The sequence below is a fragment of the Melghirimyces thermohalophilus genome, assembly GCF_900102685.1.
GTDB classification, from domain to species: domain Bacteria; phylum Bacillota; class Bacilli; order Thermoactinomycetales; family DSM-45169; genus Melghirimyces; species Melghirimyces thermohalophilus.
The window spans coordinates 34,108-48,727 of record NZ_FMZA01000014.1 but is presented as its reverse complement, the minus strand read 5'-3'; the positions used below and the strand labels follow the sequence as shown (position 1 = coordinate 48,727).

At 51.0% G+C, this 14,620-nt stretch carries 14 protein-coding genes; 6 read left to right on the top strand and 8 right to left on the bottom strand.

Annotation, left to right across the window (positions count from 1 at the left end):
• Positions 1-135 precede the first annotated feature (135 nt).
• The 8 genes from hxlB to BLP91_RS11205 all read right to left on the bottom strand — a co-directional run bounded on the left by hxlB (position 136) and on the right by BLP91_RS11205 (position 7,379).
• Positions 136-693: a 6-phospho-3-hexuloisomerase gene (gene hxlB / locus BLP91_RS11240; RefSeq protein ID WP_091570978.1), complete on the bottom strand. Its 558-nt coding sequence runs from the start codon at positions 691-693 to the stop codon at positions 136-138.
• On the bottom strand, positions 677-1,336 hold the full coding sequence (hxlA, locus tag BLP91_RS11235) for a 3-hexulose-6-phosphate synthase (RefSeq protein WP_245662241.1): 660 nt from the start codon (positions 1,334-1,336) through the stop codon (positions 677-679). Before hxlA ends, hxlB begins: the two co-directional genes overlap by 17 nt.
• The gene (locus tag BLP91_RS11230) at positions 1,333-2,283 is read right to left on the bottom strand and encodes a sugar kinase (protein WP_091570975.1); all 951 of its coding nucleotides are present in this window, start codon (positions 2,281-2,283) and stop codon (positions 1,333-1,335) included. Before BLP91_RS11230 ends, hxlA begins: the two co-directional genes overlap by 4 nt.
• A 27-nt stretch (positions 2,284-2,310) precedes the next feature.
• Entirely contained in the window at positions 2,311-3,603 is a 1,293-nt protein-coding gene (locus BLP91_RS11225) for a TRAP transporter large permease (protein ID WP_342670296.1), read from the bottom strand.
• Positions 3,600-4,094: a TRAP transporter small permease gene (locus BLP91_RS11220; RefSeq protein WP_091570972.1), complete on the bottom strand. Its 495-nt coding sequence runs from the start codon at positions 4,092-4,094 to the stop codon at positions 3,600-3,602. The genes BLP91_RS11225 and BLP91_RS11220 overlap by 4 nt, the downstream gene beginning before the upstream one ends.
• 40 nt (positions 4,095-4,134) lie before the next feature.
• Positions 4,135-5,130, bottom strand: a complete 996-nt coding sequence (locus BLP91_RS11215; RefSeq protein ID WP_245662246.1) for a TRAP transporter substrate-binding protein — start codon at positions 5,128-5,130, stop codon at positions 4,135-4,137.
• A gap of 5 nt (positions 5,131-5,135) precedes the next feature.
• A complete protein-coding gene (locus tag BLP91_RS11210; RefSeq protein WP_091570967.1) occupies positions 5,136-6,131 on the bottom strand; it encodes a LacI family DNA-binding transcriptional regulator in 996 nt (331 codons plus the stop codon).
• Positions 6,132-6,497: 366 nt separating this feature from the next.
• Complete coding sequence (locus BLP91_RS11205; protein WP_091570965.1) at positions 6,498-7,379, bottom strand: LysR family transcriptional regulator; 882 nt, start codon at positions 7,377-7,379, stop codon at positions 6,498-6,500.
• Between the two features lie 174 nt (positions 7,380-7,553).
• Here BLP91_RS11205 and BLP91_RS17385 point away from each other — a divergent pair, with 174 nt between their 5' ends.
• The 6 genes from BLP91_RS17385 (at position 7,554) to hpaD (ending at position 14,572) form a co-directional block, all read left to right on the top strand.
• Positions 7,554-7,673 carry a symporter small accessory protein gene (locus tag BLP91_RS17385; RefSeq protein WP_342670295.1) on the top strand — a complete coding sequence of 40 codons (120 nt, stop codon included), beginning with the start codon at positions 7,554-7,556 and terminating at the stop codon, positions 7,671-7,673.
• Positions 7,670-9,244, top strand: coding sequence for a sodium:solute symporter family protein (locus BLP91_RS11200; RefSeq protein ID WP_091570962.1), 1,575 nt, complete (start codon positions 7,670-7,672; stop codon positions 9,242-9,244). Before BLP91_RS17385 ends, BLP91_RS11200 begins: the two co-directional genes overlap by 4 nt.
• 110 nt (positions 9,245-9,354) lie before the next feature.
• Positions 9,355-10,275: a 2,4-dihydroxyhept-2-ene-1,7-dioic acid aldolase gene (hpaI, locus tag BLP91_RS11195; protein ID WP_091570959.1), complete on the top strand. Its 921-nt coding sequence runs from the start codon at positions 9,355-9,357 to the stop codon at positions 10,273-10,275.
• Between the two features lie 280 nt (positions 10,276-10,555).
• Positions 10,556-12,073 carry a 5-carboxymethyl-2-hydroxymuconate semialdehyde dehydrogenase gene (gene hpaE / locus BLP91_RS11190; RefSeq protein WP_425412216.1) on the top strand — a complete coding sequence of 506 codons (1,518 nt, stop codon included), beginning with the start codon at positions 10,556-10,558 and terminating at the stop codon, positions 12,071-12,073.
• Positions 12,074-12,097: 24 nt separating this feature from the next.
• On the top strand, positions 12,098-13,573 hold the full coding sequence (hpaB, locus tag BLP91_RS11185; protein WP_091570953.1) for a 4-hydroxyphenylacetate 3-monooxygenase, oxygenase component: 1,476 nt from the start codon (positions 12,098-12,100) through the stop codon (positions 13,571-13,573).
• Between the two features lie 12 nt (positions 13,574-13,585).
• Positions 13,586-14,572, top strand: a complete 987-nt coding sequence (hpaD, locus tag BLP91_RS11180; RefSeq protein ID WP_091570951.1) for a 3,4-dihydroxyphenylacetate 2,3-dioxygenase — start codon at positions 13,586-13,588, stop codon at positions 14,570-14,572.
• The last annotated feature ends 48 nt before the right edge of the window (positions 14,573-14,620 follow it).

Here is a 14,620-nt window from a genome sequence, read left to right as displayed (position 1 = left end):
GTGTCTAAAATCTTGGGTTCATTTTACTTGCTCTCACACAAGCCTCACTCTAACCGTACGACACATCAGCAAGAAGTAAACCCACCGTGTGCGTGTGCATGCGGTGGGTTTTACGAACTGAACCAGCCTTTTAAGTTATTTCAGGTTGCCATGGCGTTGGACCATGTCGCTGTTGGTCTGTCGGTCGCCGATGGCGTAGATGATCAGAGCGTCCAATAGGAGGTGGAGGCTTTGGTCAAATTGATTGCCCAGGGGTTGGATGGTGTCGGGTTCCTCTTTGCGACGATATTTGGTCGTCGCCGGAACCGTCAGTGTTCCATCGCTGATGCGGCCAATTTTCGAATCAGGCTGGGTGGTGATCGATAACAGGTTGGCCCCGGCTTTTTTTCCCTTTTCTGCCGCCTCGAAGACGGAAGAGGTATTACCTGAGCCCGACAGTGCGATCAACAAATCACCGGGCTTGATCGAGGGGGTGATGGTCTCACCAACCACATAAACGGTCCATCCGGCGTGCATCAGGCGCATAGCAAAAGCTTTTCCCATTAGCCCGGATCGTCCCTCGCCCAGAACAAAGATACGTTCCGCTCTTAGCAGTTCGCGAGCAAATGTTTCTGCCTCATGGCGATCGATCCGGTTGAGAACGGTGGAAACCTCCCCGACCACCTGAGCGATCAGCTTATCTATGGTTGGCATCTTTTAACCTCCTTTTGATTTCCGCTGCCGCCTGCGCAGGATTTTCGGAACCGGTGATCCCGCTCCCCACGATGACGGTGTCAGGGTGATGGGGGATGACGGCGTGAAGATTTCCCACATGAAGCCCCCCGGCGACGGCCACCCGGATGTTTGTCAGTCCATCGAGCAGATGAAAAGAGGTGGCGTCCGCCGTCTCCCCTTGTGATTGTTGATCTTTTCCCCGGTGGAGTGACACCGATGTGACGCCCTGTTGGACCATATCCTTTACCCGATGCGAATCCTTCACTTCGAGCAGGTCGACCATTACCTCCCGGTTCATTTTCGCGGCCACATCCAAGGCTTGGAGTAGGGTGGAATTCGAGGCGAAGGCCATTACGGTGGTCACATCGGCGCCGGCATCGAGAGCTTGTCGGGTTTCATGGGCGCCGGCATCACAGGTTTTCATATCGGCGACCAGCACCTTGTCGGGAAAGCGTCGTTTCATCTCACGAAGGATCGGCATGCCGTACTCTTTGATCACCCCGGTACCGATCTCAATCCGGTGGATAGCATCAAAAGTTTGTTCAACCAGGGTAAAACAGGTATCCCAATCGAGCCGATCCAGGGCGAGCTGCAGTTGAATCTCCTGGTTTTTGTAGCTCACCGTTGGATCACCTCCCGTTTTCCCAAGCGGGTTTGAACTTCCTCCATGACCGGCAGCCCTTCGTTGTCGCCCATGACGCTGACGACCATGGCTCCTACTGTATTGGCGAAGGCGAGGGTCTGTTTTAGCGGCCATTCGTTTAAGATACCCAGGATAAAGCCGGCGTTAAAGCCATCCCCGGCGCCGACAGTATCGACCACTTTGCCTGGATCCGCCGGGGGCATCTCCAACTGTTCGTTTCCATCCACACCGAGGGACCCATTCGCTCCCTTTTTAATGGCGATGGTCTCGATACCGTAGCCCTGGAAGGCGCGGATCATCGCCTGCTCTTCCTCTTCCCCTGTCAAGAGAGCGGCCTCCTCTTTCCCGGTCAAGAGAAGGTCCACATCGGGCAAAAAGGAGGTCAACACCTCCCGGGCCCGCTCGGCGCTCCATAATTTCAAACGGATGTTGGGGTCCAGTGAGATAAGGGTGCCCGCTTCCTTGGCCAGTCGGATCCCTTGCCGGATGATGTCGATGTTATTAGGTGCAATCGCCGGAAACACCCCCGTGATATGAAAGAGCCGGGTTTGTTCAAACATTTCCGGAGCGAGGGACTCCGGTGTCAGGGTGGAGGTGGGTGAATCCTGGCGGTAATAAAAGGTGCGACCGGCTCCTGTTTCGAGAATCTCTTTAAAATTGACCGATGTGGGATACTCATCGACGAGTTGGACATGGGTCATGTCCACTCCCTCGCCTCGCACTGTGTTGAAGAGATGACGTCCAAATTCGTCGTTGCCGAGGCGGCTGATCCATCCGGTCCGAAGTCCGAGGCGAGCGCAGCCGATTAAGGTATTTAACTCCGCCCCGCCGATTTTTCGTTCAAATTCATGGACAAAGCGCAAGGGTCCTTTGGTTTTGGGATTCATGGTGATCATGCCATCACCGATGGTCAGTATATCCAGCATCCTATCGCCTCCAAATCGATGGTTACATTATTGCGAAGCGTTTCCGAAGGTGTCTGGGATCCACATCGCGATCGATGGGATGTAGGCGACCAGCAGGATGATGAACAAAATCACCAACAAGTAGGGAATCAGCGCCCGGAAGGAACGGCCCACCGACAACTTGGCGATGGAACTGGCCAACAACAGACACAACCCATAAGGCGGGGTGATCAGGCCTACAGCCAGACAGAGCATAATCACAATCCCAAAATGGATCGGATCGATGCCGAACGCCGTCGCCGTCGGCAGCACAATCGGTACAAAAAGGATAATCGCAGGGACGGTGTCCATGTACATGCCGACGAACAAAAACAAAAGGATCACAGCCAACAGGAACAGCCAGGGGTAGGGAAAGAAAGTGTCAAAAAACACCCCTACCTTTTGTGGTACGTTATAGTAACTGATCAATCGACCCAAGGCAGTCGCCGTCGACAGGGCGATCAGGGTGAGGGAGCTCAACTTCAGCGTGTCGAAAAGAATTTCTGGCAGATCCCGCAGTCGGATCGACCGATAAACTAAAAAGGAGAGAAGGAAAGCGTAAATACAGGCCAAGATGGCCGCCTCGGTCGGTGTGACGAAGCCGCCCATGATTCCGCCGATGATGATCACCGGGGTGAACAGGGGAGGCAAGCTCTTAACCCCCTCTGCCAACACTTTCTTCACCTTCACCCGATCATGACGTGGATACTCGTGGCGGTGGGCGAAGAACCATACCAGAATCATCAGACCCAGGCCGAGGGCTAGTCCCGGCACGATCCCAGCCAGAAACATCTTGCCGACAGAGACGCTGACCAGGCTGCCGTAGATGACCATCGGAATGCTGGGCGGGATGATCATGCCCATAGTGGAGGAGGATGCGGTTACCGCCACGGCGGTCTCTTTGCTGTATTTTTCCTTGACCATGCTGGGGATCAAAATTTTGCCGACACCAGCCGTATCCGCTGTCGAGGAGCCGGAGATTCCGCCAAAGAACATGGAAACCACGATATTGGCCTGGGCCAATCCGCCGCGGATGTGGCCGACCAGCATGATGGCGAAGCGGATGAGGCGCTCAGAAATTTCCCCCTGGTTCATCAGGTTGGCAGCCAGAATAAACAAAGGGACGGCAAGCAGCACGAAGGAATCCAGCCCGGCGAACATCGATTGCACCATAGTGGTCACCGGGATGTTGCCGATCATGACGATGCCGACATAAGCGACGATACCGATGACAAAGGCGATCGGTACCCCCAAAAGCAGCAGCAGCACAAACAGGCCGATCAGAAGCAAACCTTCCATCATGGGGTTAACTCACCTTCCTTTCGTTTATAGTCATGAATATCATCCCGGATATTGGCGATCGCGTAGATCATCATCGTTATTCCCGACACAGGTATCGCCAGCCACACGTATCCTTGTTTGACCTGTGGCAAGCTGTTGAGAGACCAGGCCCAAAATTGCTGGGTCAAGGTGGTACCATCACCAAACAACACAAATCCGAAAGCGAGGATCGTCATGTGAATGACGATCCGAGCGACCAGCTGACTGCGTCCCTTCAGACGGTTGACCAGCATGTCGAAACGAAAATGTTCCTGGCGACGAACCATGATGGCGGCTCCCATAAAAATGGTCCAGATGAAGGCGTACGTCGCCACTTCCGGTGCCCACAAAACGGTGACCCCGGGCAGATAACGGGAGGCTACCTGCAAGATGACGCACCCGATAAAAAGGAGAAAGAAACCGGCAGCCATTCGCAGCTGTATCCATTCCAATCGGTCGATCCAACGCTTCATAAAGTCGCCCTCCTTCCATTTTCATTCGGCCGGTCTTCGCTCATTTCAGTTCCTGAACCTTTTGGTACAGGGCTTCCATCCCCAGCTGTTGAACGGCTTTTTCTCGCACAGGTTCCGTTTTTTCCACAAAGGGTTGGGTATCGACTTTGTTGATCTTCACTCCGGCCTTTTTCAGCTTTTGCTTCGATTCTTCCGCCAGTTGATCATCCGCTTTTCGAGCCGCCTCGGTTGCTGCTTTCGCTGCTTTCATGAAAGCCTGTTGCTGTTTCTCGTCTAAAGCGTCAAAGGTTTGCTGCGAGGTGAAAAAGAGACGGGTCGTGTAATCATGCTGGGTGAGGGAGATATATTTGGCCGTTTCATGATGGCTAGCCTGATAGATGTTGGTGAAATCATTTTCCGCTGCGTCCACTACCTGGTTTTGCAACGCTTGGTACATCTCGTTCCAGGCCACACTGGTCGGCTGCGCCCCTAAGGCTTTCCACGCATCCCGAACCGTCGGGGAGTCCTGGGACCGAATTTTGATCCCTTTCAAATCTTCTGGCTCTTCAATCGGTTGAAATCCGTAATAATTGCGAACCCCTGCACTCCAATAACCGAGGATTTTAAAGTCGGTTTTTTGTTCTACCATTTTAGTCACGGTATGGCCGACTTCCCCATCAACGGCTTTTTTCCAGTGATCCCGGCTTTCAAACAAGTAAGGCAGGGCGAAAAAATCGACCTCCTTCACTGCCTGGGCCATAAATCCAGGGGAGGCGACCACCAGGTCGACAGAGCCAGACTGCAGATTTTGGACCAGTTCATCCTCATTGCCCCCCAAATCGCCATTGGTGTGGACTTCCACTGTCACCGTTCCATCAGACTCTTTTTCCACGACTTTCTTAAATTCCCTGAACCCTTCCGCGAAAGCACTTTTAGAATCCAACTGAGTGGCGGCGATCAATTTTACTTTTCCCCCTCTGTCTGACCCGGCTTGAAACATGCTGCAACCGGATAACAAACCGATCATCAGGATGGAGGCGAGCAAGGTGATGCCCATTTTTTTCACAGTAGGTTCCCCCTTTTGAAACGACTGGATTGACGAATACAAAGGGTAGCGTCAAAGACAGTCTGTAACGGAATATCTGCCTGTTGTCCGCGGATTTGTCGCAACAGAATTTCTGTCGCTCTCCGGCCCATTTCCATGGCGGGCTGCTCAATGGTGGTGATCGGCGGGTCCATCAATGGCGCCAGTTCCATTTCGTCGAAGCTTATCAAGGCCAAGGTTTCCGGGATGCTAATCCCCTTTTCTTTTAAATAAGGAAGCGCTTCCATCAAAACGCGGTCATTGCCGGTCACCAGGGCTGTGGGAGGATCGGTTTGCAGCATGTGGTCCAATCGCTGCCGGATTTGATCGAGCTCCACACTGACCACATAGCGGGTCGACAGGCCATGATCCCGCAGCGACTGGCAGAAACCCGCCTGTCGTTCATTACGGGAACTAACCCCCAGTGGGGGTGTCATCAAACTGATTTTTTCGTGGCCCTGTTGGATCAGGTGCTGCGCTGCCATACGAGCGATTTCCCGGTTGTTCAGAGTGACGGAGGGTACGGATAACCCGGCTACTTTTCGGTCGAGAAAGACGAGCGGGTACCCGTTTTGGATCAACTTTTCGTATAAATCGGTATTGTCCTGGGTCGGGATGACGAGGATGCCGTCTACCTGCTTGGCCCGCAACATGTCGATATATTTTCGCTCTTTTTCCGGATTGTCGTCGGCATTACAGATGATAGCGTGGTAATCCTGTTCATGACAGGTATCCTCTACCGCCCGGCAAACCAGTGTGGAGAAGCGGTGCAAAATATTGGCGACGATCAATCCGATGGTAGACGTTCGCTTCTGCTTCAAACTTTTGGCCACTTGGTTGGGGCGGTACCCCAAGGCTTCAATGGCGGTTTGGATCCGCTTTTTCGTCTCTGCGCTCATGTACTCAAAGCGACCGTTCAAATATTGGGAAACGGTGCTCTTGGAAACGCCGGCTTTTTCCGCTACATCCTGCATGGTTACACGCTTTATAAATCATCACCTCCTTATAAACCGGTTTAGTAAATCGGTTTACGACAGTGTAATGGAAGCGCATTCACGTTTCAAGGGGTCTTTTTCCTTTTTGTAACCGGTATCATTTGGAAGTAATAAAGAATCGAAGAATTCTACATAGGTTGAGAAGAGGGAATAGAGCCTCCTTCGGAGGCGGAAGAGTCATGTGAGGTCTCAGTGTTTGTGGCGGAACCATTTCTGTGCTGATAAATAAGAGATTGCAAGCAAACCGTGCTTCTTCATAGAATGACCGTGCTATCATTGGCATAGTAACGTAGTTTGGCTTTTTATCAGTAAATTTTCGGTTTACGCGTCAGGATGTTACCGCTTTCAAGATGGTTGAAATGTTTCTATAAATCGGATAGCACTTTTTGACAGATAGCGATCTTTCAACCATACCACTGCTGCTTCAGACGTGATTTCTGTCTGCCCGATCTCCAATACTTTCACCCCTTGGGCGGGAAGGGTAAACAAGGTTGATTTGGGTAGTAACGTGGCACCGACGCCAGCGCTCACTAGAGATAAAAGCATAGTTGCATCGGGGCATTCACATACCACATGGGGTTTCAAACCGTGTTTTTTAAATTCATTCATGATGATCTCATATTGTCCGACCCCGCTGATTCTGTGGAGCAACAGCAGGGGCAGGCCGGCCAAGTCTTCCATCAGGATGTGGGTTTGCGTAGGGGCCTTGACCCAATGTGCGGGGAGGACGGCGACATACACCTCATTTGGCAAAGGAAGGTAAGCGAAGTTTTTATGGTCCAGAGGAAGTCGGACAACGGCGATTTCAATATCCCTGTTTTCCAGGTATTCAGCCAGTTGAAACGAATCGCCTTCCCTCAATTCGAAGGTGACATCGGGATATTCTTTTCTAAAGAATTGAACTCGTTCTGGAATATAGGCAAAACACGACTTGACACATCCGATGGACAACATCCCCCTAAGACCTTTACCGGTTTCCTTCACTTCTACGATGGTCTCATCGAATTGCCGCAAGAGTGCTTGTGCTTTTCGATACAGGATTCTTCCCGCTTCGGTCAATTCCATCTTTCTCCTGTTTCGTTCCAATAAAGGAACCCCAAGTTCCTGTTCCAGCATTTTCAGCGATTGACTCAGTGGTGGTTGAGCCATATGAAGCTTATTGGCTGCGCGAGTGATCTGTCCTTCTTGGGCGATGGTGACAAAATAGCGCAATTGTTTTAAATCCATGCTCACCCTCCTATTACTAAGATCATATTTTTTGAATATATAGAATAAATGCAACAAATATTTTTCAGATATTATAGCACATGATAGACTTCTAAGTGATATTGAAAGACTGTAAATTTGTGTCTAACAAGCACGATGTTTTTTCAGAATGAACTGCATAAAAGGGGGAGTATCATGCTGGGGATGGAAGATCCGGTGATTGCCTTGGTTTGGATTGGTACCGTATTGTCGGCTGTCGGGTGTGCCCTTTTTGGATGGGTGAACTGGAATAAAGGAGGAGATGATTCAAAGTGAATCTGCCCGTTTTGGTTTCGATTTTGGTTGTCTATTTTGTGATTATGTCAGGGCTTGCTTACTACGGATATAAGAAGACGCAGACAGAATCCGATTATTTATTGGCCGGACGCAATATCCACCCGATTGTGATGGCCCTTTCCTACGGAGCGACTTTTATCAGTACCTCTTCATTGATCGGTTTTGGCGGGGTGGCTTCACAATACGGTTTCTCGCTATTGTGGCTGGCTTTTTTAAACATTGTTTTGGGTATCTTTGTTGCCTTTGCTGTATTGGGTACGAGAATTCGGAGGCTTTCCGCTGACATGGATGTCTACACCTTCTCCTCCTTTTTGGGAAAACGATATGATTCATCATTTATCACAGTGTTTTCAGGGGCCATGATCTTTCTGTTCATGCCGGCCTATACCAGTATTGTTTTGATCGGTGGAGGCCGGTTTTTGCAGGAAGCATTGGGAATCGATTTTAACAGTGCCCTATTAATATTGGCTTTTATCGTCGGCTTCTATGTGATCAGCGGAGGACTGAAAGCGGTGATGTATACCGATGCATTTGCAGCGCTGATCATGCTGGTGATGATGATCATGCTTTTGTTTGGGACCTATCAGCATGTGGGTGGGGTGATCGATGGGCACAGCAGTTTAACAGAGTTGAAACCTCTCATTCCTGAGGAGCTCGTGGAACAGGGTCATCGGGGTTGGACCGCGATGCCGGAATCAGGCTCTCCGTTGTGGTGGACGTTAGTAAGTACGTTGATCATGGGGGTTGGTATCGGCGTATTGGCCCAGCCGCAACTGGTGATGAGGTCGATGACAGTGAAGGATGATCGTTCTCTATATCGATCCGTGTTGGTCGGGGGCCTTTTTATCTTTTTTATGACGGGGGCCGCTTATATGATCGGTCCGCTCAGCAATCTGTATTTTTTTGAGACACAGGGTGAGATCGCCATGGAGGCTGTCGGGGGAAACGTGGACCTGGTGATTCCGACATTGATCAATCACATGATGCCGGTCTGGTTTGTCTATCTGTTTACACTGACGGCGTTGTCGGCGGTCATTTCAACAGTCAGTTCCTTAATTCATGTCCAAGCCGCCTCCTTCAGCGAAGACATCTTGAAAACATGGGGCATACGGAGTAGCAAGGTCAGTCTGTCGCGGCTCGGCGTGGTGATCGGGATGGTTGCCGCCGTGATTTTGGCCTATATCCTGCCGGGGGGTGTGATCGCCCAATCCACGGCATTCTGGTTTGGGATTTGTGCAGCCGGATTTCTCCCAGCTTTGATCGGGGGACTCTATTGGAAAAAGGCATCCAGGGCCGGCGCCAATGCGAGCATGGTAGTCGGTTTTTCCGTAAGCGTAATCGGATTCTTGTTTTTCCATGAAAAGGAGGCGGAAGCGATCGGGTTGTCCGATGCGCTTTTTGGGAAGGACACCTTGCTCGGGTTTCCCATATCCCATATCGACCCTCTGTTTTACGCATTACCCCTGTCAACGATTGTCTTCATCCTGGTGAGTCTCGCAACGGGTGTCAACGTGAAGCGGAACAAAGAGAAGACTTCTGTTGTGCAATAACATATTTTTTTGATATACAAAGACAATAAAATAGATATTTCAAATATATACGAATCATCTGTTAAATTGGAATTGGCAGATAAAAAATCGTGCTAGGGAGTGTGAATGGCTTGAATATCCAAGAAGTGAAACAACGTCTCCGCGGTTCGGTGGCACCGATTGTCACCCCCTTTGATGAAAGCGGATCCATTGACTTTAGCACCTTGGAATCTTTGATCAACTGGCACATAGAAAGCGGAAGCCACGGGATTTCCGTGACGGGGACCACCGGAGAACCGAGTTCGCTGACCCTGGACGAACGGGTTCAAGTGATGGACACCGCTGCAAAAGCAGTGAACGGACGAGTGCCTTTCGTTCCGGGAACCGGTTCAACCAACCATGCCGAAACTCTTTATCTGACCAAAAAGGCACAAGAGATCGGGGCTGATGCGGCGCTTGTGATTGTTCCCTATTACAACAAACCATCCCAGCATGCCCTCTACAAACATTTTAAAACGGTGGCTGACTCGGTAGATATTCCGCTTATCGTCTACAACATTCCCGGTCGTACGGCGGTCAATATGGAAGTGAAAACCCTCGCCCGATTGAATGAGGATTGTCCCAATATCATCGGCGTCAAGGAATCCTATAAAGATTTTGAACACGTCAACCGTGTTCTGTTGAATTGCGGACGGGATTTTCTTCTGTTTTCCGGGATTGAGCTTTTGTGTTACCCGATGCTGACCATCGGTGGTTCGGGGTCGATCTGTGCCACGGCCAATGTCGTACCCGGAAAAGTTGCCGAAATGCACGATGCTTGGTTCAAGGGAGATGTCAAACGAGCTCAGGACCTTCACTACGAACTGATGCCCCTCAATGACGTTCTCTTTAAGGATACAAATCCAGCACCGTTGAAAGCAGCCATGGGGATGATCGGAAAAATCAATCCGACATTGCGCCTGCCGATGGATTTGCCGACGAAGGAACTGCAAGAAGAGATTCGCGACGTGTTGAAAAATTATAGCGAGGTTACGGTGAAGGCGGGCATCTAGAAGCGTTGTGAAATATGAGCGGCGGCCTTTACCCGAAGTCGCTCCGACTGCTGTCCTGCAGAGAAGGTTGGACTGTCCGCTCCGAATCATCATGCTTCGGGCAGGGGCAAAGCCGGGACGGAAGTCAATTCGAAGATGTTAGTTGCCCCTAAACGCCCTTGCATGCTGATTCTCCGCTGGGTAGGACAGCAAAGTCGCTCTTTTGGGTAAACGCTTCCTCTCTTATCGACCCTGCCATTAATCACAACGCTTCTAGTACATTCGAAAAGGAGTGAAAATGATGGCACAACGGGTAGAAGAAATGCGAAATCAGGTGATCCGCCAGCACACAAAGGATATCAAGCATTATATCAACGGAAACTTTGTGGACGCTGAATCGGAGAAATCCTTCGAAAATACGAACCCCTTTACCAACGAAAGGATCAATCGGGTCTCCGAAGGCGACAAACCGGAGATCGACCGGGCGGTTGCAGCCGCCAAAGAAGCCTTTCAACAGGGCCCCTGGGGCAAGATGAAGGTGAGCGAGCGGCTGTCTTACATTCACAAAATCGCCGACGTCATCGATGAGCACATCGAGGAGATCGCCCCTCTCGAATCCTATGATACGGGTCTTCCCATCAGCCAAACCAAAAAAATGGTGGCCCGCGCTGCTCACAACTTCCGCTTTTACGCGGAGATGGTCAACAGCCGCATGGTTGGCGAAGCGTATCAGGTGGATGATGAATTTCTCAACTACACGATCCATAAGCCGGTCGGTGTGGCCGGGCTCATCACCCCATGGAACGCGCCCTTTATGTTGGAAACATGGAAGATCGCACCGGCGCTCGCCACGGGAAACACTGTGGTGTTGAAGCCAGCGGAGTGGTCTCCGCTAACTGCCAACCGACTAGCGGAAATTATCGATCAAGCGGGGCTGCCGGAAGGTGTATTTAATGTGGTGCACGGCTTCGGTGAAACAGCGGGGGCCGCGCTCGTGGCTCATCCCGATGTCCAGTTGATCTCCTTTACGGGGGAGACGGCGACTGGTTCGGAGATCATCAAAAACGGCGCCGACACCTTGAAACGGGTTTCGATGGAACTGGGCGGTAAGTCGCCGATCATCGTCTTTGATGATGCAGATTTTGACCGTGCCTTGGATGCCTGCACCTGGGGGATCTTCTCCTTTAATGGTGAACGCTGTACCGCCAACTCCAGATTGTTTATTCATGAGAATATTCAGGAGCGTTTTATTGAAGCATTGAAGGAGCGTGTCCAAAACATCGTGGTCGGTGATCCCATGGACGAAGGCACTCAGGTGGGGCCGCTGATTCATCGGACACACTATGAAAATGTGAAACGTTACCTGGAGATTGCCAAGGAAGAAGGAGCCGAAATCGTGAGCGGCCATGTGCCGGAGGCATATCGACGGGGCAACTTTGTGCCGCCCACCCTGATATTAAACATTACCAACGACAAGACAGCTGCCCAGGAAGAGATCTTCGGTCCGGTGTTGACAGTGATGACCTTCAGAGAAGAAGAAGAAGTGATCGAGGTAGCCAATGATGTCAAATACGGACTTGCCGGTTATGTCTGGACCAAGGATATTCAACGGGCGCACCGCGTAGCGCAAGCGGTTGATTCGGGCATGTTTTGGATCAACTCACAAAACGTCCGCGACCTTCGAACACCCTTCGGCGGCTCCAAAGCGAGCGGTATTGGAAGAGAGGGAGGTCATTACGCCTTTGACTTTTACACCGAAACCCAGATCATCCATGTAGCTCTCGGGGAGCACCGCATTCCTCAGTTTGGAAAAAAGTGAATCGAACATAAGGGGGGACATGTTATGCCTGCGAAGACGGGGAAAGAATATATCGAACGTTTGAAAAAGGCGAACAACAACGTCTATATTCACGGTGAGCGAGTGGACGATGTGACGGAACACCCGGCATTTAAAAATGTGGTGGGTTCCATGGCCAAATTATATGACCTGCAGTATGAAAAACCGGAAAAGATGCTCTATTCATCGCCGACAACGGGGCATAAGGTAGGTAAAACCTTTATGCAACCGACGACCATTGAAGAGTTGATCCAGCGTCGCGAGGCGATGATGGAGTGGCAGAGTTTCACCCATGGGTTGATGGGGCGCTCTCCCGATTACCTGAACGCCGATGTGATGGCGATGGGTGCGGCACATGAGTTTTTTGCCGAAGGCGACCCCATGTTTGGAGAGAATGCAAAAAAGTATGCGGAGTACGCCCGTGAAAACGACCTGAGCTTGACACACACGTTGATTCACCCGCAAGTCAACCGGGCGAAGGCACAACATGAACAAAAAGATGCCAACGTCGCCCTCCATGTTGTGGAAAAAAACGATGACGGAGTCGTCGTCGACGGTATCCGTCTGCTGGCTACCCAGGCGGGGATTACCGATGAGATCATCGTCTTTCCGTCAACGGTAAAAAGGGCCGGCGAAAAAGATGACCCTTATTCCCTTGCCTTTGCCATTCCCAATAATACACCCGGATTAAAGTTTTTCAGCCGTGAATCTTTTGCCTACAGCCAGAATGAATATGATCATCCCTTAAGTTCCCGTTTTGAGGAAGGAGATGCGATTGTCTCATTTGACCATGTGCTCGTTCCCTGGGACCGTATCTTTGTTCTCGAGGATTCCTCGATCTGTAATCGCGCCTTCCGGGAAACCAATGCCGTTGTTCATATGTCACATCAGGTAGTAGCCAAGGATATCGCCAAAACGGAATTTCTGCTCGGTGTGGTTCTGAGTGTGATGGATTCAATCGGGATTGATGGGTTCCAGCATGTCAAAGATAAGGGCACGGAAATCATGTTGATTTTGGAGACGATGAAATCTCATCTGTTTAAGGCGGAGCATAATGCTCGATTGGACCGATGGGGAATGATGACCCCCGATTTCGCAGCCCTTGATGCTGCCCGCAATTGGTTTCCCCGCGTATACCCGCGTATGGCGGAAATCCTTCGCGTACTCGGTGCGTCGGGAATGATGGGCATTCCCACTCAAGCCGACTTTGAAAACGAAGAGATTGGACCGATTCTGCATCGGGCCACTCAAGGAAAAAATGTGGAGGGCTACGAACGGGTACAGCTCTTCCGCCTCGCCTGGGATCTGACCATGAGCGCCTTCGGCAGCCGGCAAACCCATTATGAATACTACTTTTTCGGTGATCCGATCAAAATGGGTATGGCTTATTTTGACGCATATGATAAAGAGCCTTACAAGGCAAAAGTGCGTGAATTACTGAAAAATACTAGGAAATGGAAATATCATACGATTCAAACATAAGGAGGGGGAAAAATGGGGTTTAACATTCTTCGCGCGGCTCGAGCGATCGTCCGTGTCTCGGATTTAGACGCCGCCCGCAACTTTTATGTCGACGGGCTGGGATTTATTGAAACGGAAGCGAACGATGAGTGGATCTATTTACGGGGATTGGAAGAACATTCTCATCACAGTTATGTCCTAAAAAAAGCGGCACGTCCCGGGGTGGAAGTGATCAGTTACCGAGTGGCACACGAGTCGGATCTGGAAGGTCTCGCCGCCTTTTTTGAAGAGAGAGGGTTGGCGACGAAATGGTTGGAAGCGGGCAGTCAGCATGCAGTCGGGCGTGCACTCCGAGTACAGGATGTTTCCGGCATCCCCGTTGAATTCTTCTTCCAAATGGAGACCGTGGAGCGCAAGCTGCAGCGATACGATCTGTACAAAGGTTCCCGTATGCAACGGATCGACCATTTTAACTGTATGGTGCCGGATGTGGAGAAAGCCCATGATTTTTATATCAAGGAGCTTGGATTCCGATGCTCGGAATATACGGAAACAGAGGATGAGCGCATCTGGGCGGCTTGGTTGCACCGCAAACCGACGGTTCACGATGTGGCCTTTATGAACGGGAAAGGCCCTCGACTCCATCATGTCGGCTTTTGGCTCAGTGACCCGATGAGTGTGATTCACACCTGTGATGTGCTCGCTTCTCTCGGTTATGCATCCAATATTGAACGCGGCCCGGGCCGGCACGGATTATCCAATGCCTTTTTCCTTTACCTGCGGGACCCTGACGGCAACCGTGTGGAGCTGTACACTGGCGATTACTTTACGGGAGATCCCGACTTTCAACCGATCCGGTGGGACCTGGATGATCCGCGCCGCGCCACCTTCTGGGGTCATGAACCGCCGGACTGCTGGTTTTATGAAGCGACCCCGTTTATCGAATTGAACAACAGTGAACAGGAAGTCGCTATGAGCGAGGCGGCCCTGGAGCAGAGGAAACCCAACTTTGTTACCTGATCACCGGCTGTGACTCTTGAAAGCCTCGTAAACGAATACATCCTGGGT